The 23,638-nt window shown below is 41.6% G+C and carries 21 protein-coding genes; 5 read left to right on the top strand and 16 right to left on the bottom strand.

Annotated elements, in window-relative coordinates:
• Positions 1–41: 41 nt before the first annotated feature.
• On the bottom strand, positions 42–2,720 hold the full coding sequence (locus AAA952_RS17405) for a TonB-dependent receptor (protein WP_131525953.1): 2,679 nt from the start codon (positions 2,718–2,720) through the stop codon (positions 42–44).
• A 394-nt stretch (positions 2,721–3,114) separates the two neighbouring features.
• On the opposite strand from AAA952_RS17405, the gene AAA952_RS17400 reads away from it, so the two are divergent.
• The gene (locus tag AAA952_RS17400; RefSeq protein ID WP_131525952.1) at positions 3,115–4,131 is read left to right on the top strand and encodes a LacI family DNA-binding transcriptional regulator; all 1,017 of its coding nucleotides are present in this window, start codon (positions 3,115–3,117) and stop codon (positions 4,129–4,131) included.
• Between the two features lie 49 nt (positions 4,132–4,180).
• Here the strand turns inward: AAA952_RS17400 and AAA952_RS17395 are convergent, their stop codons facing one another.
• Both AAA952_RS17395 and glnB read right to left on the bottom strand, forming a co-directional pair.
• Complete coding sequence (locus AAA952_RS17395) at positions 4,181–5,470, bottom strand: NAD(P)/FAD-dependent oxidoreductase (RefSeq protein WP_105249931.1); 1,290 nt, start codon at positions 5,468–5,470, stop codon at positions 4,181–4,183.
• A 196-nt stretch (positions 5,471–5,666) separates the two neighbouring features.
• Entirely contained in the window at positions 5,667–6,005 is a 339-nt protein-coding gene (glnB, locus tag AAA952_RS17390) for a nitrogen regulatory protein P-II (protein WP_028760911.1), read from the bottom strand.
• A gap of 241 nt (positions 6,006–6,246) precedes the next feature.
• On the opposite strand from glnB, the gene AAA952_RS17385 reads away from it, so the two are divergent.
• Positions 6,247–6,759, top strand: a complete 513-nt coding sequence (locus tag AAA952_RS17385) for a GspH/FimT family pseudopilin (RefSeq protein ID WP_338258696.1) — start codon at positions 6,247–6,249, stop codon at positions 6,757–6,759.
• Between the two features lie 143 nt (positions 6,760–6,902).
• Entirely contained in the window at positions 6,903–7,397 is a 495-nt protein-coding gene (locus AAA952_RS17380; protein WP_028760913.1) for a GspH/FimT family pseudopilin, read from the top strand.
• Positions 7,398–7,488: 91 nt separating this feature from the next.
• Here the strand turns inward: AAA952_RS17380 and AAA952_RS17375 are convergent, their stop codons facing one another.
• The 12 genes from AAA952_RS17375 to murJ all read right to left on the bottom strand — a co-directional run bounded on the left by AAA952_RS17375 (position 7,489) and on the right by murJ (position 21,199).
• On the bottom strand, positions 7,489–7,794 hold the full coding sequence (locus tag AAA952_RS17375; RefSeq protein WP_338258695.1) for a TapY2 family type IVa secretion system protein: 306 nt from the start codon (positions 7,792–7,794) through the stop codon (positions 7,489–7,491).
• Entirely contained in the window at positions 7,791–8,180 is a 390-nt protein-coding gene (locus AAA952_RS17370) for a type IV pilin protein (protein ID WP_338258694.1), read from the bottom strand. The genes AAA952_RS17375 and AAA952_RS17370 overlap by 4 nt, the downstream gene beginning before the upstream one ends.
• Positions 8,181–8,190: 10 nt before the next feature.
• Positions 8,191–11,676: a pilus assembly protein gene (locus AAA952_RS17365; RefSeq protein ID WP_338258693.1), complete on the bottom strand. Its 3,486-nt coding sequence runs from the start codon at positions 11,674–11,676 to the stop codon at positions 8,191–8,193.
• A gap of 13 nt (positions 11,677–11,689) precedes the next feature.
• Positions 11,690–12,118, bottom strand: a complete 429-nt coding sequence (locus AAA952_RS17360) for a PilX N-terminal domain-containing pilus assembly protein (RefSeq protein ID WP_338258692.1) — start codon at positions 12,116–12,118, stop codon at positions 11,690–11,692.
• A gap of 12 nt (positions 12,119–12,130) precedes the next feature.
• On the bottom strand, positions 12,131–13,099 hold the full coding sequence (locus AAA952_RS17355; RefSeq protein WP_338258691.1) for a PilW family protein: 969 nt from the start codon (positions 13,097–13,099) through the stop codon (positions 12,131–12,133).
• Between the two features lie 11 nt (positions 13,100–13,110).
• Positions 13,111–13,698: a type IV pilus modification protein PilV gene (gene pilV / locus AAA952_RS17350; protein WP_049821749.1), complete on the bottom strand. Its 588-nt coding sequence runs from the start codon at positions 13,696–13,698 to the stop codon at positions 13,111–13,113.
• 183 nt (positions 13,699–13,881) lie between these two features.
• On the bottom strand, positions 13,882–14,838 hold the full coding sequence (ispH, locus tag AAA952_RS17345; protein WP_028760920.1) for a 4-hydroxy-3-methylbut-2-enyl diphosphate reductase: 957 nt from the start codon (positions 14,836–14,838) through the stop codon (positions 13,882–13,884).
• Position 14,839: 1 nt separating this feature from the next.
• Positions 14,840–15,262 carry an FKBP-type peptidyl-prolyl cis-trans isomerase gene (fkpB, locus tag AAA952_RS17340; protein ID WP_028760921.1) on the bottom strand — a complete coding sequence of 141 codons (423 nt, stop codon included), beginning with the start codon at positions 15,260–15,262 and terminating at the stop codon, positions 14,840–14,842.
• Entirely contained in the window at positions 15,259–15,774 is a 516-nt protein-coding gene (gene lspA / locus AAA952_RS17335; protein ID WP_131525273.1) for a signal peptidase II, read from the bottom strand. Before lspA ends, fkpB begins: the two co-directional genes overlap by 4 nt.
• 9 nt (positions 15,775–15,783) lie before the next feature.
• Positions 15,784–18,606, bottom strand: a complete 2,823-nt coding sequence (ileS, locus tag AAA952_RS17330) for an isoleucine--tRNA ligase (protein WP_263148974.1) — start codon at positions 18,604–18,606, stop codon at positions 15,784–15,786.
• A 32-nt stretch (positions 18,607–18,638) separates the two neighbouring features.
• Entirely contained in the window at positions 18,639–19,574 is a 936-nt protein-coding gene (gene ribF, locus AAA952_RS17325; protein ID WP_105249940.1) for a bifunctional riboflavin kinase/FAD synthetase, read from the bottom strand.
• A gap of 65 nt (positions 19,575–19,639) precedes the next feature.
• Positions 19,640–21,199 carry a murein biosynthesis integral membrane protein MurJ gene (murJ, locus tag AAA952_RS17320; protein ID WP_338258690.1) on the bottom strand — a complete coding sequence of 520 codons (1,560 nt, stop codon included), beginning with the start codon at positions 21,197–21,199 and terminating at the stop codon, positions 19,640–19,642.
• Between the two features lie 252 nt (positions 21,200–21,451).
• On the opposite strand from murJ, the gene rpsT reads away from it, so the two are divergent.
• Positions 21,452–21,718: a 30S ribosomal protein S20 gene (rpsT, locus tag AAA952_RS17315; protein WP_011790375.1), complete on the top strand. Its 267-nt coding sequence runs from the start codon at positions 21,452–21,454 to the stop codon at positions 21,716–21,718.
• A gap of 63 nt (positions 21,719–21,781) precedes the next feature.
• On the opposite strand, the gene AAA952_RS17310 is transcribed toward rpsT, so the two are convergent.
• The gene (locus AAA952_RS17310; RefSeq protein WP_006084975.1) at positions 21,782–22,078 is read right to left on the bottom strand and encodes an ArsR/SmtB family transcription factor; all 297 of its coding nucleotides are present in this window, start codon (positions 22,076–22,078) and stop codon (positions 21,782–21,784) included.
• A gap of 136 nt (positions 22,079–22,214) precedes the next feature.
• Here AAA952_RS17310 and AAA952_RS17305 point away from each other — a divergent pair, with 136 nt between their 5' ends.
• Positions 22,215–23,618, top strand: a complete 1,404-nt coding sequence (locus AAA952_RS17305; protein WP_338258689.1) for a M28 family metallopeptidase — start codon at positions 22,215–22,217, stop codon at positions 23,616–23,618.
• The last annotated feature ends 20 nt before the right edge of the window (positions 23,619–23,638 follow it).

The raw sequence follows: 23,638 nt of genomic DNA, 5'->3' as shown, positions 1-23,638 counted from the left end.
AGCAAGCTCCCTTTTTCATTTATACATGAGTTAAATCGAGATTAGAATCGTACGCTAGCGCCTAATGTAATTCGGCGGGCCATGTTGTATTCAAATACAGGGAAGCCATCCGTAAAACCACTTAGATTAGATTGGAACTGATTGTTACCAAACTGACGTGAACCTTCTTCTAACAGGTTATTACCATCAAGTTTAATATCCATATAATCAGTAACATGCCAAATTGCACTCAAGTCCAAGCTACCAAATGCATCGTGTAAACGATTACCGTATGAACCAGTTTCACGGATCATATATTCACTACGCCAGTTATATGCTAAACGAACTTGGAACAAATCGTTTTCAAAATAACCAGTTAAGTTATATGAGTGCTTTGAACTATCGCTTAAGAACGGGTTGCGATCTGTATATGTATTTGGGCTAGTTTCACTATCAGTATAAGTGTAGTTAACAATTGAGCCGAAGCCGTTCCCAAAGTCTTGTTGATATTGCAGCTCTAAACCTTGGATTGTCGCCGATTCGCCATTGGCTTTCTCTTGCACAGTCCAACCACCAGCAACTTCATCAGGTTTTAACGTGCCAGTAAATGGGATATCGGCGCTATCTGCATGGTACTCACTAAAGGTTACGAAGTTTTTAACATCCTTCATAAACAAAGCCGCAGAAAGTAATGACTCTTCATTGAAATACCATTCAATGCCTAAGTCTATTTGATTAGCAATAAATGGTTTTAACCCGATATTACCAACAACCCATTTTTGGTTATTAGGCACATCATCATTTGCACCTAAAACGTTAGGGTTAACATACATGTCATCATACTGTGGACGAGCCATAACTCGAGCCGCTGATGCGCGCAATATGAGATCAGGTGCTAAGTCGAATGCTACGTTTAAGCTTGGTAACCATTCCCCATAATTAGCTGAAGCATCGGCTTTCTTACCATCAACATAGTACGTTGAGGTCGCTTCAGTACCCGCATAACGCACACCAAAGTTACCGCGTACACCTTCTGATGCAAAGTTAGCCATCACATAAGCAGCATAGTTATCTTCATCAATTTCACGGTATGAACCAAAATCTTCAGTCTCACCGATGATGCTCGATTTAGCCCAATCTTTTAGTGCATCTGGATCAAAACGAATAATATCGTATTCACTCGTACCTACAGCAAAAGTACCAGTATTTAAGCCTGCTGTTGATATGACAGGATTAAAGTCATCGGCTTGTACAAAGTCAAAACGTCGACTAGTTGTATTATGCTTCGCATATTTCAGACCCGTTTTAATGGCATTAACCACACCTAGATCTACATCAAACTTAATATCTGCTTGAATATAAGTTTCATCATCTGTTTTTGGTGTTTTATTAAAGTTACTGCCAGTACCCATTGCAAGCGAACCTGGATCATAAGTGGCTGTATCAAAACCATTTAAATCCCAAGTTTGATGACCATTGGTAAAGTCATAAGTCGCACCATTTAATGCTGTACCACCCAGACCATCTTCAACAACCATTTCAAAATCGGTACCACCAGTAGAACTTGTATCACCGATTTGAGTCGTAAACTGGTATCCATCACCGCTATATTCCATCTTCAAGTCGAAAACTTGAGACTTCATTGTCGCTTCACGAGGGCGAGCTTGCCAATATGCCAAGTTAACAGGGCCTGCAACTTGAGAACCTGACTGCGATGCATCTGGCTTATCACCACCACATAAACCGCAGCCACCTATCCATTCCGTATTATCCCAAGCACCAGAACCAGGAGCTCCTGACCATGAAGTGTCAGCTTGCGTAAACCATAATGCGTAGTTGGTGTTGTCCGCGGCCATTTGCATGTCCATCGCGTTAAACACAAAGTTTAATGAATCAGACGGGGCATACTGGAATGTTGCAGCAATAGCTGAACGTTCGCGCTCTTGTTCAAATGCGACAGGGCCTGCACCCCATTCCCAAAAAGCTTCATCGCCTTGACGCTGCAAGCTACGATTTTGCATAACGCCAGAAACTAATACACCAAAAGTTTCATCATCATTCTTCCAGCTACCTAAGCCTGAAAATTGTGGATCTGTTTCACCCGAATCGCTTTGATATTGAGCTTCAGCAGAAGCAAAGAAAGTCATTGAATCCATATCCAATGGCTTACGGGTATTAACTACAACAGTACCACCCACACCACCTTCAGCTAAGTCCGCTTGAGATGATTTATAGACTTCTAAGTTACCAACTAATTCAGATGGTAATAATTCATAGTTAAATGAACGTTTTGCAGGCTCAAGAACAAACCAACCTGTTGAAGCTACGTTTTGTCCATTCAGAGTTGTCAAAGTCAGATCTTGACCCGCACCACGAATTGAAACACCCGCGCCTTCACCAAATTGACGCTGGATCGTGACACCAGGAATACGTTGCAGAGATTCTGCAACGTTTTTATCCGGAAATTTACCAATGTCTTCAGCAGTAATCGCATCCACAGTACTGTCTGAGAAGCGTTTAGCATTTAAGTTAGCTTGCTGGGAAGCGCGAATACCGCGAACTTCAATTTTTTCAATATTTTCAGGTGCTGCGGTGGTTGCCACGGCGTCTGCAGCAACAGCGCTGATGGATACAGCACTGCCAAGTAGGATAGCAATATTTGTAGCTAGTACGGTTTTCTTAAAGGTTGATGGTCGCATCTCGTTTCCCTTCCATAACTTTATTATCGTTTTAGTATTCATAACCATTCCCTGCGGAATGACAACGCTGTCATGTCTAGTGCAAACATTACACAATAATTAACAGCCTTGCCACAACAAAATAACGATGGAAGCAAAAAAATGTCATAAAGCAGAATTTTGAATCAGTAGTCTTATTAAAAACCATTATAAAACATGAGCTTTAATATTATGACGTAAATTTACAACTCCCAGCATAATTGTAACAATGATAAATTAACGCCAATTTGTAACAATTCAGGATTGCTAAGCACATCAAAAGCTCGCACTATAAGATGTATAAGTCAGAAAAAACTGATAAAAAATGTAAGCTTGTAAATTGCAGGTAAAGAATTTACGTTCATAGATCATAGAACAGTTAACCCCTCGCGACCTTAGACAAAGAGTTTTTACATCAATGAAAGTCACTATCAACGACGTAGCTAAATATGCTGGAGTGTCTATCAAGACAGTATCCCGTGTAACCAATAACGAACCTTCAGTGAAGCAGGCCACCGTTGACAAAGTAAACGAGGCGATAAAAGCACTTAACTATCAACCTAATTTAGCGGCAAGAAATCTAGCAGGAACTAAATCCTATGCTATTGGTTTTATTTACGATAATCCAAACGCTTACTATATTATTGATATGCAAAATGGGATCTTGTCAGCCTGTAAAGACAAGGGCTATGAACTTGTCATCCACCCTTGCAATGCCAAATCAGAGACCATATGTGATGAGCTTACAGCACTAGTCAAATATTCTAGGCTCGCAGGATTAGTACTGACACCTCCCTTGTCAGAAGATCCTAAAGTACTCAAAGCACTCACTGAAATTGATGCTAACTATGTGCGCATTATTGCGGGAGAAAAGGACAACGATCAGAATGGGTTGACTATTTTAGTCAACGATAAATTCGGTGCAGTTCAAATCACCCAACATCTGATTGATTTAGGCCACAAGCATATCGCTTTTTTAAGCGGAGATTTACACCATGAATCTACCAAAGAGCGATTACTTGGTTTTAAACAGGCATTAACAATAAACAACCTAAAGCTGAATGAAAACTACATAATTGAAGGGAAGTACTCATTTGAGTCCGGTGTTGATGGTGCTAACAAGCTCATCAAACTAAAAAATCGCCCGACGGCGATTGTTGCTTGTAACGATGAAATTGCCGCTGGTGCACTTTTTGCGGCTCGTTTAGCGGGTTTAGACATACCCGTTGATTTATCAATTGTCGGTTTCGAAGATAGCCCATTCTCACGTCAAACCTGGCCTAAACTTACCACAGTACATCAGCCAAACGCAGAAATAGCTCAGGTTGCTACTGAATTATTAATAGCAAAACGTCGCGAGCAAGATGCCATATATTCTAGAACCTTTACTCCTGAACCTATCATTCGTGACTCGTCGGCAATTCCTAAACAATAAAAAAAGAGAGCATATTTGCTCTCTTTCTATCTCCTAAATCACATAGAAATCAATGTAATTTGAGCTTCGGACGCTGCCACTTCAATAACTTTTGTGCCACTCGATACACAATTGCCGAAAACCAACCATAAAGGCTGGCTAAATGCCTCTGATACAAAGAGATATACATCAATCTTGCTATATGGCCTTCAACAAAGAAAGTGCCAGAGCGTAGGTTCCCCATTAAATTGCCTACCGCAGAGAAGCGGCTTAAAGAAACTAATGAGCCGTAATCTTTATAAATAAAGGCCTTTTCAGGCTTACCTTGTAATCGATTAACGATATTATCAAACAAGGTATCAGCCATCTGAGCTGCTGCTTGCGCCCTTGGTGGAACAGGCTGGCCAGAACTTTGGATCAATAGAGCGCAATCGCCAAGGGCGTAGATATCTTGATGACCTTTAACTCGCATACAATCATCAACTTCTACCTGATTTCGCGGAGTAATGGGCAATTTTGCAAAATGCTGAAATGCTTTTGGCCCTTTTACACCGGCAGCCCATACTTTTAAGCCTGCTTTAATCACATCGCCATCTTGGGTAATGAAACCATCACGAGTCACTTCTTTAACTTGAACACCGATATGTAAACGTATACCAATCTGATCAAGAACAGCTTGAGCCCTAGCGCTTACACGCTCTGGTAATTGAGGAAGGATTTTGGGTGACGCTTCAATCAAATGCACATCAAGATGATGCTTAGCGATATTCAGATAGCCGTACTCTTTAACAGATTCAATGACATGATGAAGCTCTGCTGCCAATTCAACCCCTGTCGCACCCGCACCGACAATACCAATGCTGACTCTTTCTTGCGTTTCATTTAATTGGAGTAAAGCGTCGAGTAATTTATGATGAAATAAATTGGCATTTTCAAGGCTGTCTAAGAAAATACAATGTTCATCAGCACCTAATGTATTGAAACTATTAGAAACTCCACCCAATGCAAGCACTAAAAAATCGTAATTGATTTGTCGTTGCTCTAGGAGCAACTCACCTTCATCATTATAGACTGCGGCTAACTGAATCGATTTAGCATCCGGCTCACACTGCTCTATCTCACCACGAATATAGCGATAACCGTTTTTAAGTCCATGATCGCGATAGAGTAAACCTTCAATAGATTGATCTATCACACCAACAGCGACTTCGTGTAATTTAGGCTTCCATATATGAATAGGACTTTTATCAATTAAGCACACATCGACGACATCACTACCGCCCCATTTACGGCCCAACTTCGATGCAAGCGCTAAACCAGCAGCACCACCACCCACGATCACTATTCTTTTTGTAGCCAAAATGACAACCTCATAAAACCCATTTGCGAGGCTAAGTTATACCATGTTACAGATAAGAGATAACTACATTAGTTGAGTAAAACAGGCTATTTTCCATTAAAGATATTTCAGAAACCCAGCAGTACTATTTAGTTTTTCCATATGCTTAGGCAACAAAAAAGGGCCACTAGGCCCTTTAGAATCGTTCGTAAGCTGTTTATACCGCTTCTTCGTTTTCTTCACCCGTTCGAATACGGATAACACGTTCAACATCAGTGACAAAAATTTTACCATCACCAATTTTGCCTGTGCGGGCCGTTTCAACAATGACATCAATTGCTTGGTCGAGAAGATCGTCTTGGATCACTAACTCTATTTTTACTTTTGGCAGAAAATCCACCATGTATTCAGCACCACGATACAGCTCTGTATGCCCTTTCTGACGACCAAAGCCCTTAACCTCCAGTACCGTCATCCCAGTGATACCAATTTCTGCAAGTGATTCGCGCACATCATCTAACTTAAATGGCTTAATAATGGCTTCAACTTTTTTCATTAAAAATTCCTCATCCCTTGCAATAACATAAACAAACAGAATAACACTAGCTTACACGGGGTTAGGTCAATATTGAAGTGAATGTAGTGCTTTACTCATAAAACACAGTTTCTACAAAATCGCTTTTAGCACATAAAAGTCTAAGAAAAACACTATGACTATCGCGTCAGATTTTATACTTACATTCTAGCCAAAACTAACTCGCTTGCGGGATGCAAGCGCAAAATAACAGGGATTTGTTATGAACACTCATCAAAAAGGCTTTAGCCTGATAGAACTTATCACTACGATATCGATTTCAACAATCTTGTTAACAGTTGGAGCTCCTTCCTTGACGGAGCTCAGCGATCAAATAAGAGCTGATACTAATATTAAAACTATCCAGCAGACACTTCAATTTGCGCGAAATACAGCTATTAGTTATGGGTATAGGGTCACAGTATGCCCACTCGTAAATGGAAAATGCACTCAAGATTGGCAAAAGGGATTAACAATTTTCATTGATACAGGTGTAGTCGAAAGCTTCGATGCTAACGATAAAATTATTAGGGTCATTGATGAATTCGATTCGAAAGATTTTTTAACATACAATAAAAGTTCGATAAAATTTCAACCTGATGGATTAGCTTCTGGAAGTAATGGTACTTTCAAGTATTGCCCACGAACAATTGATAGCAAAAATTCCCGTGCAATCGTTGTTAATCAGGCGGGTAGAGTTCGCCTTTCTACCGCAAAGAATATCAATTGCGATTAAATTTAAATATATACTCCCTATTTAAATTTAATTATATAAAAGCAAGAAAATCAATTTATTGGGTATATTGAAAATATAGAATAGATACTGACCATTAGAGTCTCCTCGCATATACTTAGCTAAGTTTTAACGAGGATAGCTACATGTTAATTATTTCAAGAGGATTTACCTTAGTCGAACTGATGGTCACAATTGCCGTAGCAGCAATCCTACTAGCCATAGGGGTTCCATCACTTACGTCGCTATACGAAGGGACACGCAGCGCTAATGAAATACGAAAAATTAGTGATGTGTTTGCTTTTGCAAGAAACCAAGCTGTCAACTATGGCGCAACAGTAACAGTCTGCCCATACGCGGCATCACCATGCGGCACAGACTGGAATAAAGGGTTCAGTGTATATATTGACAATGGAGGTGCCAAGAATGTATTGAAAGTGATCGATAGTTTCAATACACACGATGTAATTTCCCTATCAGGGCCCGCCGATAAAAAAATTGATTTTACACCCGATGGTTTAGTCTCAGTTGAAACATCAATTATCTATTGTTCAAATGGGCAAAGTGACAATTCTAAAAGCATCAACATTAGCACTTCAGGTTTAATAAAAGAGGGCGCAGATGGGAAAAGCTGCACATAAACTATGGGAGACTAAATCTACCGTTCACTACCCTAAAATAATATTATCCTTAAATCGTTCGTTGTTAACATTTAAAAATACATACTGATGTTTATCTAGGTGTTAACTTATCCAAAACTTGCGCCTTAGTATTAGTAAATTCAGCGTTTAATGCGACACACTCCTCAACACTATAGATGTAATATTTCGATCCATCATTTGATTGGCGAGTAGTACCAACAAGGCTAGCCATTCTCACATTCATTTCACTACTCTTCCAACGATAAAAGGAAATCTCAGCACTTTTCTTCGAAGTAATATAGCATTTAAAGTCCTGTTCGCTGACAGTAACGCCAGAGTCCGCCCAAACTAAGCTAGGCAATAAGACAACTGCGATAATGAGGTTCATTAATTTCATTTCCAACACTCCTTAGGCGTCTGTTCACCAGCTGCAGATACGCTAATTTTTTTACATGATCCATCTCTCTCTTGACTACTTCCCGTTACCACAGTCGCAGTGATATTTCCCGATGAATCAGACGAGACAGAGTAGTACCCGTGCTCGGTAATGAAAGGACTACTAGCAAAGCCTAACTCTGTCATCTTAGTAGTATAAGCACGGTTATCAAGATAATATTGCTCTTGCAAATTAGCCACTTTCATTACCGCAGCAACACCTTCCGAGCGTCCACTCTTAATGATGTAGTCGATATAAGATGGATAGGCAATCGATGCCAAAATACCAATGATCACGACAGCAATCATCACCTCAATTAAGGTAAAACCTTTATCTTTAATCTTCATATAAAAATACTTACTCATCTATATGGTAATAAATTTTATTGGTATTTAAACCACCACCTAATCCAATGGTCCCTTTACATTCACCATTGTTACACTCCCCCTTCCCCACACCAATAATATACGCTTCAGCTTTTTTTCCATCTTCTGGCTTAGGAATAACTATTTGTGGCGTATCCGGCACTCGCTCACCGACCTCATAATAAACTTGGCTATAAGAACGAGTTCCCTTATGTAAATCGAACACGTACAACCGACCTTGTCCAGAAAAACCACACACGCCTGAATCCAAATCCACTGATTGATTGGTAGGCGGTACAAAAGAGGTAAAATAGACTTTACCATTAAAAATTAGTGAGGCTGATAAACTCTTTTCTCCAATAGTTGTAAAACTGTACTGCCAGCCTTTCATTTTTCCAAATGCAATATCCCCATCTTTATCACTAGGTGCTGAATTGGTGACATCATACAAATCTATTGGGGTCAATGTTACAGGCTTTGTAGCAAAGTTTTGCGTAACAACATTGCGGTCTTGGAATACATAAAATTTATCCTTAATACTTAAACCAAGTGGGTTATCACGATTACCCGAACCAATAGTCACAGCATCATAGGGAACTTTCTGATAGCTCAAAACTTTACCATCAGAATGTACATTATTAAATTCGGTTTGAGCGATCACTGGACCAGTGAAAAACATTCGATTATCAGGTGCAACACCAGCAATTGAAGCAAATTTAAATAATGTCCACTTAGCACTCTCTGTTCCCGCTAAATCCATACGCCATACATTGCCCATAATATCACTGGCATAAATTCGGTCGGTATATCCATCATTATCACTGTCTAATACGGCAACTTTACTAGCTATACTTCCCATGCCAACATCAGTAAATTTTGTAATAAAAGCTCCAGTTTTAGCATTAACTACATATACCGATTTGCCTGAGCCTTGAGATGATGCCATACCACCCCCAAAAATTAGTACGGGATCTGCAATACCTTTCAAAGATGTAACTACGGGCTCCGACCAAGTTTGTCCTAAATCTTCAAAGTCACCCGAATCAGAATTAATCACCCATTTTAAGGATGGAGAATCAGGCTTAGTTATATCCAAAGCATAGTAAGAAGAACCACCACTTCGCATACCTAAAAACACCCATGCGATCTCAATTTCTCCATCTGATTTCGTTTTCGTATAGGCGACTGGAGATAAATCCATACCATAAACGGAGTGAACACCTGTTGCAGGGTTTTCTCGCAGTTTTGGAACATTACTCCAAAGTTCATTAGGCATAAAAGCCCAGGATTCAGAAACAGAACCAACTGAGTAATCAGCACTTCCCGCATCGGAGTCTTTAAACATATGCACTAAACCTTGGTTAGTGCCCAGAATAATCCGCACATCCAAAGCGGTAGCAGAGCCAAAATTAATAGCTAAAGGCTTAGAGTGCAGAGGATCGCCCATCATATCTTCCCTAGAATCGGAAGTGCTATCGTCATTATCATCATCATCGACATCAACACCATACAACCAATCTAAATCAGTTTGTGAATAGCTAGAAACGAAGGAAGACGCCGCTAAATTAACTAAATTGGTACCACTATTAGTATAAATATTACGATTTTTAAGCTGGCTTCTTAATGTCGGTAATACTCCACCAGAGAGTACTTCATTACCATCGTTTGCACCGGAGCAAGTATTCCAATAGGTACAAGTGCCAATCGAAATATTACCATTTGAGTCAATAGCATTAGCGCTACCACCAGGACCGACAATCTCACCAGCCGAGTTCACCTTAAGTTTTTTAAGGTTACCACTCCAACGCGGACCATTTCCAGGGAGAAACATAGCATAGTATGCGGCATTATAGGTTTGAGTTTTATCAAAATTATTACTGGCAATACTTGGAGATGTAAACGTAGAGTCAATCGTTAAAATCGATTTTAATGCATCGTCCAAAGCCGTTACTAAATCAAGACCATTTTTTGCGACATAGTATCCTTTAGATATGCCATCACTATTGCGCGGATTTCCACCTCTAAAAGCTGTTTCTTCCAATAAATCTGCGGCGGCATCAGCGCCGTCAGAAAAACCAATAGTAAAAATACGAATATTTTGTTTATTATCAACTCCCATAGAATCTTTATTTCCAATAACCACATCATTATTATGCATATAAGCAGCTAGAGCAGGCATGTAACTAGTATCATTCTGATTCTGAGGGTTTTTGAAGTTAAATATATTATAATCAGCATCTTTATTTTTAGCTGTTGCTGTTAAATTTTTAATTAACAAATCAGCTGACTTATCAACTGTTGGTGCACCATCGGTAATATAAATAACATAAGCTGTATCAGGACACTTTTTAAAAGGAGTTGCATAATTTCCCGTCATTAAAATACTTGGCGGTGTATTTTTTATATAATTTAAAGATTTAGAATCAGTATCTTTATTTCCAAAGGTCACAGGACCACCACTAAAGTACATGTAAGCCTCATAAAGAGTTTCACATAATGGTGTATTTGTTTGTGCCGGCATCCCTTTGATTAAATTGGTTAAACTTGTTTTATTCACCGAATTCATTTCAGCCAAGTCATAAACAACTCGGCCACCATCAGCATTAGACTCATCAGGAAAATTGAGATTAAATACAGCCAAACTAGCATCAATTGGTACAGCAAGTGAATCTAAAGCAGAAATTAATGCTTTTTTGGCAACATCCAAACGAGTTCCAACACCACCACTCTCTTGCCCTTCTTTAGTTGTTGTAACCCACTTGTGCCAAACCAGATAATGAGCAGTGTAAAGAGTCACAGGTTGTCCAGAGCCAAATTGAGTGTTGTTCAAACTATTTAAGCGGTCCGCTTCGGTAGCACTGGTCGTATACATCGATTTATTGTTTATGGGATAACCATTGGCAAAAGACTTACTTTTCAATTTACCAGGATTAACAGGATCTGCATTTAAAATATCTTCATAGCAATCAACAATATCATTCTGATTAAAACCATTATTATCAGCAAGATTATTCCATGTGTTTCTGTTGCTACTAAACTCTCTTAAGTAACCAGTATAACGCCCCTTAGAAACTAAAGCCTTTGCAGCTGTATTACAGTTATTATTATCTTTATAAAATCGCCGTCCATCATTAGATTTATCTGGAGTAGGCATATTACTGGTATTATCAACCCCCCCTGCATTCCAGTAGGTCCCCTTGTCGTTAATATAACCTGAATAACTCTCCAAAAAAGTTCCAAATCCATCCGGATAACTACAAACTCCTGCATTACTATCGGTCTCAGAGCAATAAGAAGTTACCGCATTTTCTTCCACTGTAGACATACTGCCAGAATTATCGAAAATAAATAATACCTGTGGGCGTTTGCCTGTTCTAACAGTAGAATCCACCAAATAGAGTTCCGTATCATCAGCAAACGTCAAGCCAGCCGTACATGTGACAACTGTTAATATTCCTATGAGCAATTTGTTTAACATGATATTCATCCTATTAAGGCAAGACTTGCTGCTCTACACCAGCAACAACTGTTAGTTGACCTAAATCATCTCGACCAAATGTTCTTGTGCTACTAATTTCAACTCGGCGACAATTCACTAAATTAGCCCCCGTTGCATTTGATGTTCGCTGACAGCCTACATTTCTGGCTCCTGTAAGAGGGTATGGTGTGAGCCGCTGTGTACCATTAAAAAGTTTTTCCGTAGTAACAACATTTAGATTCGCAAATAAAATGCCTTGATATTTGAGAATTACTTGTTGTAGACCACCATCAGCAATTGATTTAGCCTCAATCCGCTCAGAGCCTGCTCCAGACATACGCATAGATTGGGTCGAATTAACAGCCAAAGCGACACCAATAATAGTCATAAGCAACAATATGATAAGTGCAAAAAATAATACAATTCCTTTTTGCTTTTTCATCTTACCAACCTTCTAATTTCTAATTAACACTGGATTTGCAAGCACCATAGTCGTCGAAACTATCTTGCGTCGATAATGATCATTCAAATTTTTAATTTCCTTATCGCCCAGAGTGTAAGTAGTTTCATTGGTGTAACTTTTATCTTCATCAATAGCGCGAACCAACAAGAAAACCCTTAAGGCAACAAGTCTTTGAAATAATTCGTTGTCCCACATTAATGTGGTTACATTTTCTGCTGGCATAAAACTATCGGCGGTATCGTCTCCATTACTATCAAAACCATAAAGAATACGCATATTCTCAATGCCTTCAACTAACTGCTCTTCGTTATTCATGCCATTATTCTTGGTTAATGTTTTTCGGCGTAGAACAGGTACAGAACCATCATTTTTAATAAAATAAATATGATGCTGATATTCCCAAAAACGAGCATTTTCGAGTACTGGATTGGGAGGATTACCGCCTTTAAACATCACAGCTTCACTCGAAGTTGCAGCCATATAAAAACGCTCGCCATTGGGATTAGTCACTGGTGGGCCAACTAATCTTTTAATTTGAATGACATCCGTATTCTGATTCACACCTGATAAGCAACTTAATGTATCCCCACTCTCGCCCTCTTCATATCCCCATAGACGCCTAAAGTGTGCAGGTTCAGCATTAGGTAAAGTACCGTTATTTACACCTGCACCAATACAATCATTTGCAACACCATCCCTCAAGGTCATATTGGTTCCAAGTACAAAATCAGTTCCCGTTATGTCCCCCATAAAACCTAACTGACTAATGTCTTTTTCCATGAGCGACAAAGCTATTCGTCCATTTTCTTGCAATTGGTTAAACTGGCTCGTTGTGATCACATTGGAAGAAGACATACTAAACATGCCAAAAAGCCCAAGAGTGAGAAATAAGCCAATGACCATAGAAACCATTAGCTCAACCAGCGACATCCCTTTCTCACAGTTTTTTAAATTATCCATACATAGTTAACCTAAATAATCATTGTCGAAAGAATAAAAAGCCGCCTACGCGTACCAATATCTTCTCCACATTCACTCCCAGAATAACTTGTACCCGCGCCCTCTCGGATCCCTCTCCACGCAATTGCGACCGTTACAGTTGAACCATCTACATTAATGCAAGCTGTTGGAGAGTCTAACCCACCAACATTCTGGCTATCCATAACTTCGGCAGCCCCCATAAAACTCTGTTCCCACTGGTAAAGATCCCAAGCTTCAGTCTCTTCTGGAGTACATATACTCACTGCGCCAACAGCAACGTCACAAACATTGCCTGGTTTATTAAGAGAGCCAGTATACTCACCAGCGTAATTACCCAGCTGCGCTCTATTCAGCTTCATTCGATTAATTATATCGTTTGCATAATAGGAGGCTTGAGTTTGCTGAAAGGATTCAAAGCTGCCACGCTTTGCAACAATATGCAGATTAAAAATACCAATTAAGCCAATGACTAAGATCACTAACGCAACAAGCACTTCAATTAATGAGAAGCCCCGTTGAAATTCCCTTTGTGTCAACCTTTCGATTTTAGTCATATTTTTGACAAGCTTTTCAGCTATTTACCTTTAAAAATCTTAGTATTACGATAAAAACTACCAACAGTTAATAATAGATGAGTAAAATGTAAGTAGCCAGTAACATTAGCACATAAGCATTGACATCATTATGCTTTGAATGAATTTGAGACAATAAAAAAGAGGCTTATAGCCTCTTTTTTATTGACGATTAAACAGTACACAGATTTAACGTAATTCGGCTGGCACAGCAAAAACAGTGTCTTCTTTACGCCCTTCAACTTCAGTCACAACACTAGGAGCAAGTTTAGCGATTGCTTGAACCACTTGTTGGACTAAAACCTCGGGGGCGGAAGCTCCAGCGGTGACGGCTACACGTGTAACATTATCAAACCAACTAGACTCAACATCATCTGCAGTATCCACTAGATAAGACTGGGTTCCTGTTTTCAATGCTAGCTCGCGTAAACGATTAGAGTTAGAGCTGTTCTTTGAGCCAACAACAATCAACAAATCAACGTCTGCAGATAAATTGCGTACCGCATCTTGACGATTCTGCGTTGCATAACAAATATCGTCTTTTCGCGGACCTTCAATAGAGGGAAACCTTTTTTGTAACGCAACAATAATGTCCAAAGTATCATCTACAGACAAAGTAGTTTGTGTCACGAAGCAAAGATTATTGGGATCGCGCACTTCCAAAGCTTCAACATCTGCAGGCGACTCAATCAGATAAACGCCACCATTAGGATTATCGTATTGACCCATAGTACCCTCGACTTCAGGGTGCCCTTCATGGCCAATCAGGATGCACTCAATACCTTTGCGGCTGGCACGCGTCACCTGAAGATGTACTTTAGTAACTAAAGGACACGTCGCATCAAAGACTCTCAGCCCTCGCGCCTTAGCCTCTTGTCTCACCGCTTGAGATACGCCATGGGCACTGAAGATAACAATGTTGTTATCCGGCACTTGATCTAACTCTTCGACAAAAACCGCACCGCGATCCTTCAGATTCTGCACGACATAGCGGTTATGCACGACTTCATGGCGAACATAGATAGGAGGCGAAAATAATTCCAACGCCCGTTCAACAATACTGATAGCACGATCAACACCCGCACAAAAACCGCGCGGGTTAGCGAGCATAATATTTAAACTTGGGCTAGTAGGATCGAGTTTCATCTTAAAATACCTTTACTACGTCCAGTTCAAAAGTGATCTTGTGTCCTGCCAGAGGATGATTAAGATCGACTGTGATGGAATCACCCGCAACATCACGGACAATACCAGGGATCTCACTACCACCAGGGCCAGCAAAACTCACAATCACGCCAGCCTCTAAACTCATGTCAGCCGGAAAACGGCTTCGATCTAGATAATGGATAGCATCAGGATTGGATTCGCCAAAGGCATCAATCGCTTCAAGCGTGAAACTGTGCTTATCACCTTCAGCAAGCGTCACCAGCTGCGCCTCAAATGCAGGACTTAAAGTACCATCACCCACATTTAATCGAGCCGGTTTACCCGAGGCTTTAGTGCTATCGGCAGTTGAGCCATCAGCAAGCACAATGTTCATGTGGCATAATAATGAACGTGTCACAGTCACTTTTTAACCCCTTCAGCGCTATCAGCTTCAGACTTATCGCTTACAAATGCATCCCAAATAATCAGCACTGCACCGATACAAATAGCAGCGTCGGCAATATTGAATGCTGGATAATGGCTCTTATTCCAGAAGAAATCGATAAAATCAACCACGAAACCATGCATCAATCGATCGACTAAATTACCTAAAGCACCACCAATCACTAAGGTGTAAGCTAGATTCAGTTTCCACAAAGAAGACGATTGCTTACGCAACCACACAGTCAATAACGTACTGAATCCAATCGCAACAATCGTAAACAGCCAGCGCTGCCAACCTCCAGCTTCACTTAAAAAACTAAAAGCTGCACCATAGTTACGTACATAAGTGAAATTAAAGAAGGGCAATAATTTCACTGATTCATACAAATCAAAATTGGCTAAGACCCATTGCTTAGATAGCTGATCGGCTAAAAACACCAATACAGCTACCCAATACCAACGTAAGCCACTGTCTTTCCAAGTTAATGGCATACAGATCCTTTACGCAAACTGACGAACTTCGCCGTCACCTTCAATATTGGTTACGCAGCGAGTACAAAGTGTTGGGTGAGCCTCAATAGTGCCAACCTCTTCTCTGTGGTGCCAACAACGCTCACACTTCTCGGCAGTGCTTGAAGCAACCACTAATTTCAGTGATGCCAACTCAGTCTCAACCGCTTCCAATGTCGCATCGGCTAAAGGCAATACTTTGGCTTCAGAGGTCAACAACACAAATCTCAGCTCATCGCCGATATGGGTTAATTGCTCAGTCAAGGTAGCATCCGCAAACAAGGTCACTTCAGCTTCTAATGAGCCACCGATACGTTTGTCGCGGCGAGCTTGTTCAATCACTTTGTTGACTTCATTACGCACGGTTAGCAACTGCTGCCAATAGTCATCACTCAAATCAGTCGCTAAGGTGACTGATTTCAAGCCTTGATACCACTCTTGGGTAAAGACATAAGCATCACGCTCGCCAGGCAGTAATTGCCATACTTCGTCAGCAGTGAAGCTTAGAATTGGCGCAATCCAACGCACCATGGCCTCAGAGATCAGATACAGCGCCGATTGACAACTACGGCGTGCATGGCCTTCTTGCTTAGCCGTATATTGGCGATCTTTAATGATGTCCAGATAGAAACTGCCTAACTCAACCGAGCAGAACTGCATCAGTTTTTGAGTCACTATATGGAAGTTATATTGATCATAGGCTTCGATGATTTCCTGTTGTAGCGCAGCGGCACGGCGAACAACCCAACGATCTAACGCCACCATATCTTCAACGGCCACTAAATCCTTAGCGGGCTCGAAACCGTTTAAGTTGGCTAATAAGAAACGCGCAGTGTTGCGAATACGACGATAGGCATCGGCGCTGCGATTTAAGATTTCGTCAGAAACCGTCATCTCACCGCTGTAATCTGTTGCCGCAACCCATAAACGCAGAATGTCGGCGCCTAATTTGTTGGTTACCGTTTGTGGTGCAATCACGTTACCAATAGATTTTGACATCTTACGGCCTTTACCATCGACGGTAAAACCGTGGGTAAGTACTTGCTTATACGGTGCTTTGCCATTCATTGCGGTTGAAATCATCAAAGATGACATAAACCAACCGCGATGTTGATCGCTACCTTCAAGATACAAGTCAACCCCGTGTCCGTGGAATTCAGGACGTGCGGCTACCACTGATGAGAAGGTTGAACCTGAGTCATACCAAACGTCCAAAGTATCAGTGACTTTACGGTATTGTTCCGCTTCATCACCCAGCAATTCTGCGGCATCAAGATCCCACCAAGCTTGAATACCCTGCTGTTCGATACGATTCGCCACGCGTTCCATTAACGACACGCTATCAGGGTGCAACTCTTCGGTTTCTCGGTTCACAAACAGCGTGATAGGCACACCCCAAGTACGTTGGCGTGAGATACACCAGTCAGGGCGGTTTTCAACCATTTTTTCGATACGACTTTGGCCCCAATCAGGGATCCATTGGGTTTGTTCGATTTCTTTCAATGCTTGCGTACGTAGGCCGTGGTTATCCATAGAGATGAACCACTGCGGTGTCGCGCGGAATATAATTGGTGTTTTGTGGCGCCAGCAATGTGGGTAGCTGTGACGGTAAGCCACGTGATTCAGCAAGGCACCTTTTTCTCTCAGTAAAGCTACGACGTTATCGTTAGCTTTAAAAACATGTTGCCCAGCAAAATACTCAGTATCAGGCTTGTATACACCGTTGTCGCCAACAGGGTTTGCGACTTCTAAGCCGTACTTTTGCCCAACAACAAAGTCGTCTTGACCGTGACCAGGGGCAGTATGAACGATACCAGTACCCGCATCAGTAGTAACATGATCGCCTAAAATTGCAGGCACATCAAAATCCAAGAACGGGTGATTAAAGCGGACAAGCTCAAGCGCAGCGCCTTTGGTTGTACCAAGCACTGTATGGCTTTCGATGTTATAGCGAGTCAGGCAAGATTCAACCAAGACTTCAGCTAAAATAAGCGCTTGCGTCACACCGTCTTTTTCGAATTCGACTAAGCTGTAATCCAGTTCAGGACTCAAAGACAAGGCGCGGTTCGCTGGTAGCGTCCATGGCGTGGTCGTCCAAATTACCATAGAGACAGGATGTGAGTAATCGCTTACCCCAAACTTAACCGCAACAGCTTTGCTATCGGCAGCCACAAACGCCACATCGATAGCAGGTGATGTTTTGTCTTCGTATTCCACTTCAGCTTCAGCTAAGGCAGAACCGCAATCAGTACACCAATGCACTGGTTTGACGCCTTTATGCAAGTGACCACTCTCAATCACTTTCGATAAAGAACGAACGATATTAGCTTCCGTTGAAAAATCCATCGTTAAGTACGGATTTTGCCAATCACCCAGCACACCTAAACGGATAAAGTCTTCACGTTGACCGTTAACTTGCTCTGCAGCGTATTTACGGCATTCTTCACGGAATTCTGCCGCAGAGATTTTTTGACCTGGTTTACCCACTTTTTGCTCAACTTTCAGCTCAATAGGCAAACCATGACAATCCCAACCTGGTACATAAGGTGCGTCAAAACCAGACATGGTTTTTGACTTAACAATAATGTCCTTGAGGATTTTATTAACTGAGTGACCAATATGAATACTGCCATTCGCATACGGTGGGCCGTCATGCAAAATGAAGGGAGTACGGCCAATTCGGCTATCACGGATCTGTTGATACAAACCGTCTTTTGTCCAGCGCTCTAACATCTCTGGCTCGCGATTTGCCAAATTACCACGCATCGGAAACTCTGTTTCCGGCAAATTCAAAGTAAATTTATAGTCGCTCATTGATCCTATACCGTTAATTAAACTGATAAATTTCAGCCTGCATCATTACCAAATAAAGCTCTGGCTTCATTTGCATCATTTAAAATCTGTTTTTTTAGCGCATCCAATGAGTCAAAAGGTTGCTCATCTCGGAGTTTAGCCACCAACTCGACTTCAACATGTTTGCCGTAAATGTCACCTTCAAAATCAAAAAGATGCACCTCAAGCTGACACACTTGACCGTTCACTGTCGGGCGAAACCCAATATTGGCTACGCCCTCATAAATATCGCTGTTATCCCAATAACATTTAACCGCAAACACACCGCGTACCGGCACAACATTGCGCTTTAAGGCGATATTCGCGGTGGGAAAACCAATTGTGCGGCCAATTTTTTGCCCATGCGCTACACGGCCACTCAAGGTAAAAGGATGTCCTAATAGGCGTCTCGCCTGTTCAAGATTGCCCTTCGCCAATTGTTCACGCACAGCAGTCGAGCTCACTCTTTGCGAGCCCAGCATAAAACTTTGAGTGCTGACCACAGTAAATCCATATTGGATACCCGCCTGCACTAGCATTTCAAAATTGCCTTTACGGCCTTGACCAAAACAAAAATCATCACCGACGACGAGGTATTTGACACCCAGTTTGCGGACCAACAATTCTTCAATAAAATGCTCTGCAGGTTGATTAGCAAAAGTGCGATTAAAGTTAACACACACTAACCGCTCAACCCCGAGTTCATCGAGTAAAATGACTTTATCACGTAATAAACTTAAACGAGCCGGCGCGTTGTCGCCGCTAAACAATTCTTGCGGCTGAGGCTCAAACGTCATTAATGTCGATGGCAGCGATAACTGCTTCGCCTTCTGCACTAAATTCGCAATCACTTGTGCATGACCACGATGGACGCCGTCAAAATTACCTATAGTCAATACACACCCGTGGTGGGATGACAAAATGTTATGTATACCGCGGATTAATTCCATAACGTTAGACAACTGCCAAGCGCAAATCGGCTGATTATATAACAGCTAGCGATGAGAATCAGCAATCAAGCTCCTCGTTTAATTGACCAAGGACGAATTCCGAGCAAAAGCAGACACAATAAATAACTGACTGCCCCAACTAAAATTAAGCCTATCAAGGCTTTCGCACGATCGAACAAATGCCAATCTAACCAAATTTGTTGTGAAGGCAAAAAGTAATACAAGACTACCACCATCAAGGCTGTAGAGACCACGGCTTTAGCAAAAAACACCATAGTCGGCCTAGAAACACGATAAACGCCAGCTAAATGCAAGCCTCGGTATAGTAATGTGGCGTTAAGCAATGCTGACATCGAAGTCGCAATCGCCAGTCCAACATACCCAAAAGGAATAGCAAACAGCAAGTTAAAGCCCATGTTTGTGATCATGGCAATAATGCCATAACGCACAGGTGTTTTGGTATCTTGACGAGAGTAATAGCCAGGAGCAAGCACCTTAATCAACATAAAGCTAAGCAAACCACTGCCATAAGCCATCAAACTATAGGAAGCCATTTCAACATCATGCAATGAAAAAGCGCCGCGCATAAATAATACCATCAGCATGGGCTTTGCGAGCACGATCAACCCCATCATAGCCGGTAGACCTAGCAGTAGAATCGCTTTAACCCCCCAATCCATCGTCTTGCCAAAGCCCGCACCTTCGTCATTCACATGGTTTCGTGACAACGCAGGTAAAATCACAGTAGCAATCGCGATCCCAAACAATCCTAAGGGGAATTCGAGTAAACGGTCGGCATAATAGAGCCAACTTATTGAACCCGTCATCAAAAAACTGGCGATAAATGTATCAAATAGCAGGTTAATCTGTGAGACAGACACGCCAAACAATGCTGGGATCATCAAAGTTCTGATTTTCACCACGCCTGGGTGATGCCAGCCCCAAGAAGGCTTGACGAGCGCATTTTCTCGCAATAAAAAGGGAATTTGAAATAGGAACTGAATCAAACCACCACAAAAAACGCCCCAAGCCAAGGTAATCTCAGGCTGGGTCGATGTAGGCGCATAGAAAATAGCCGCCGCAATAATTGCCACATTGAGAAAAACGGGTGTAAAAGCCGATACCGCAAAACGGCCTCGGGTATTTAAAATTGAGCCAGCTAATGCCGTAAATGTGATAAACCACAGATAAGGAAAAGTAATTTTAAGCACAACGGTAGCGAGTTCAAATTTAGCACCATCTGGCTCGTTGTTAAGCCAAGCGATAAACCAACCACCACCGAATAAAGCTGACAACACAGGTGATGCAACCACCCCCAAAAGGGTCACTATTGTCACTAGTAAACCTAATGTGCCCGCAACTTTACTCAATAAATCACGAGTCTCTTCTGCGGTATGTTTCTCTTGGTACTCAGTTAAAACAGGTACAAACGCCTGTGCAAAAGCCCCTTCAGCAAACAAACGGCGTAAAAAATTAGGAATTTTATTTGCAAAGAAAAACACATCAGCACTTGTCCCTGCGCCCATCAAATTAGCAACAACCACATCCCTAACTAGACCTAAAACTCGGGATATCAATGTCATAGCACTAACAATCAGGCCAGATTTTAATAATTTTCTACTCAAACGTCCCCCAGACCCATATCGAATTGATTAGGTGATACATCTCAAAAAATCGATTCAGGCTCTGTCACACTGCAGTAATAGCTGCTAGAATTGCGCCACATATTACACGAGTTGGGTCGAAGATAGCCAAGGCAGGTTGGATTAATTTATCTTTATGATGAATATTCAATCATAGTCATTGACAAAGTGACTAAATGCAGGCATATTCCTCGGCCTTTAAAAGTATCAAATCCAGTTTTTAGGAGTTGCACCTTGGCTAATAGCAAGTCTGCAAAGAAGCGCGCGCTTCAATCTGAAAAGCGTCGTCAGCATAACGCCAGCCGTCGCTCAATGTTACGTACATACGTTAAAAAAGTAATCGCTGCAATTAAAGCAGGCGATCACAAAACAGCAACAGAAGCTTTTGCTGTTGCACAACCAATCGTTGACCGTATGGCGACTAAAGGTCTTATTCACAAGAATAAAGCCGCTCGTCAAAAGGCACGTTTGAACGCTAAGATCAAAGCAATCGCTGCTTAATCTATAAAATAGCAAATGAAAAAAACCGGCAATTGCCGGTTTTTTTATATCTGAAAAACACTATTAATGACAATAAATGTTGTTCAATAAGTGAATCATCTCCCGTACTTCATCACTCTTGAGTGAATAAAATACCGTTTGCGCTTCTTTGCGTGTGGTTACTAAATTATCTTTGCGTAACCAAGCAAGATGTTGTGATAGTGCCGATTGACTTAAGCCTAATTTTTTATTCATTTCGCCAACGCACATTTCTCCTTCATTCAATAAATAACAAAGAATAAATAAACGGCGTTCATTCGCGAGTGCCTTTAATAGCACTACGGCATGATCGGCTCGCTCCTGCATTAATTCAATATTCATTACGCACTTTCTCTCCTAAAACTAACCCCTGCGCTAATATAGCGTCGCCTTACGGATATAGTCGGGACATAAAGCACACTTTTTGCTAGATTGTTTTTAAAAATGGGACATGCTTAATAAAAATAAAGGAAATCTAATGAAGCCCTATCAAACTACACTTCTCTCGAGTCTTTTAATCGGGAGTTTAAGTGCGTGCCAAACTCAAGTAGAAACTGCCCCTAGTGAAGTCATTCAATTACAACAGGCAGCATTATCTTCGCAATTAAGCTATGACTTAGTCGAGTCACTCACGGTTGAAGTGGGTCCAAGACTTGCTGGAAGCCCAAAAGATATCCTCGCCGTTAACTGGGCGATAAATAAACTGACCAGCCTTGGTTTTGACCGTGTTTATAAAGAAGCCGTACAAGTGCCAATTTGGGAGCGCGGTGAAGCCAAAGCCAAAATCACCGTCCCTGTAGAACAGCCGTTGGTCATTACTGCGCTTGGTGGCAGTATTGCGACTCCTGCTGGAGGTATACAAGCTAAAATCGCGCGCTTTGATAGCCTAGAGGCATTACAACAAGCCAAGCCTGAAGAGGTGCAAGGTAAGATTGTTTTTATTGACCAAAAAACAGAGCGCCATATCACTGGTGAAGGTTATGGTAAAAGCGTTGGTGGCCGCTCGAAAGGGGCAGTCGCTGCAGCACAAAAAGGCGCAGTTGCTATCGTGATCCGCTCTATTGGCACAGATCATGACCGCATGGCCCATACTGGCATCATGCGCTACCAAGATGGCGTGCCTAAAATCCCCGCGGCTGCCATGTCAAATCCCGATGCTGATTTGGTTGGTGCATTACTAAAACGCGATCCTAATGCCCTGCTCGAATTGCATATGTCGCCAAAAAACTTAGGTTTTAATACTTCCTACAATGTCATTGCCGAAGTAAAGGGCAGTAGTAAGCCCAATGAAATAGTGCTCATTGGTGCTCATTTAGATTCCTGGGATGAGGGTACTGGCGCGATTGATGATGGCGCTGGTGTCGCCATTGTGACGGCTGCAGCCAAGCATATTCAAGATCTCCCCATAAAACCCGCTCGCACTGTTAGAGTCGTGCTATATGCCGCTGAAGAAGTTGGGCTCGTTGGCGGTAAAGCGTATGCAGAGGCTCATAAAGCTGAATTACCGCTGCACTACATAGCTGCAGAGTCTGATTTTGGGGCCGGTAGAATTTATCAAATCGATACTAAAGTGAATGAGAACATATTCACCGAAGTACAGCAAGCGCTCAGCCCTATGTCATTCAATGGCGTTGCACTGGGCAATAACCAAGCTTCTGGCGGGCCAGACGTGTCTATGCTCCCTGCCTTAGGTGTTCCAGTTGCATCCTTGAGGCAAGATGGCCACGATTATTTCGATTACCATCACACACCGAATGATACCTTAGATAAAATCGACCCTGCCGCATTGGCTCAAAACGTCGCCGCCTACGCACAATTTGCTTATATCATGGCAAATTCAACGGTGACATTAACGCCTTTAGTCACTCAATCTGAAAAATAGGCCATCAATAATATAGAGAA

It is taken from the genome of Shewanella sp. M-Br, from assembly GCF_036245925.1.
In the GTDB taxonomy this organism is placed as follows: domain Bacteria; phylum Pseudomonadota; class Gammaproteobacteria; order Enterobacterales; family Shewanellaceae; genus Shewanella; species Shewanella oncorhynchi.
This window is presented reverse-complemented; position numbering and strand designations above follow the sequence as displayed.

Excerpts from the sequence above, each read along its gene's own strand:
- AAA952_RS17405 (WP_131525953.1), bottom strand. The coding sequence starts at position 2,720 with ATGAATACTAAAACGATAATAAAGTTATGGAAGGGAAACGAGATGCGA.
- AAA952_RS17400 (WP_131525952.1), top strand. The coding sequence starts at position 3,115 with ATGAAAGTCACTATCAACGACGTAGCTAAATATGCTGGAGTGTCTATC.
- glnB (WP_028760911.1), bottom strand. The coding sequence starts at position 6,005 with ATGAAAAAAGTTGAAGCCATTATTAAGCCATTTAAGTTAGATGATGTG.
- AAA952_RS17385 (WP_338258696.1), top strand. The coding sequence starts at position 6,247 with ATGAACACTCATCAAAAAGGCTTTAGCCTGATAGAACTTATCACTACG.
- AAA952_RS17380 (WP_028760913.1), top strand. The coding sequence starts at position 6,903 with ATGTTAATTATTTCAAGAGGATTTACCTTAGTCGAACTGATGGTCACA.
- AAA952_RS17375 (WP_338258695.1), bottom strand. The coding sequence starts at position 7,794 with ATGAAATTAATGAACCTCATTATCGCAGTTGTCTTATTGCCTAGCTTA.
- AAA952_RS17370 (WP_338258694.1), bottom strand. The coding sequence starts at position 8,180 with ATGAAGATTAAAGATAAAGGTTTTACCTTAATTGAGGTGATGATTGCT.
- AAA952_RS17365 (WP_338258693.1), bottom strand. The coding sequence starts at position 11,676 with ATGTTAAACAAATTGCTCATAGGAATATTAACAGTTGTCACATGTACG.
- AAA952_RS17360 (WP_338258692.1), bottom strand. The coding sequence starts at position 12,118 with ATGAAAAAGCAAAAAGGAATTGTATTATTTTTTGCACTTATCATATTG.
- AAA952_RS17355 (WP_338258691.1), bottom strand. The coding sequence starts at position 13,099 with ATGGATAATTTAAAAAACTGTGAGAAAGGGATGTCGCTGGTTGAGCTA.
- ispH (WP_028760920.1), bottom strand. The coding sequence starts at position 14,838 with ATGAAACTCGATCCTACTAGCCCAAGTTTAAATATTATGCTCGCTAAC.
- lspA (WP_131525273.1), bottom strand. The coding sequence starts at position 15,774 with ATGCCATTAACTTGGAAAGACAGTGGCTTACGTTGGTATTGGGTAGCT.
- ileS (WP_263148974.1), bottom strand. The coding sequence starts at position 18,606 with ATGAGCGACTATAAATTTACTTTGAATTTGCCGGAAACAGAGTTTCCG.
- ribF (WP_105249940.1), bottom strand. The coding sequence starts at position 19,574 with ATGGAATTAATCCGCGGTATACATAACATTTTGTCATCCCACCACGGG.
- AAA952_RS17310 (WP_006084975.1), bottom strand. The coding sequence starts at position 22,078 with ATGAATATTGAATTAATGCAGGAGCGAGCCGATCATGCCGTAGTGCTA.
- AAA952_RS17305 (WP_338258689.1), top strand. The coding sequence starts at position 22,215 with ATGAAGCCCTATCAAACTACACTTCTCTCGAGTCTTTTAATCGGGAGT.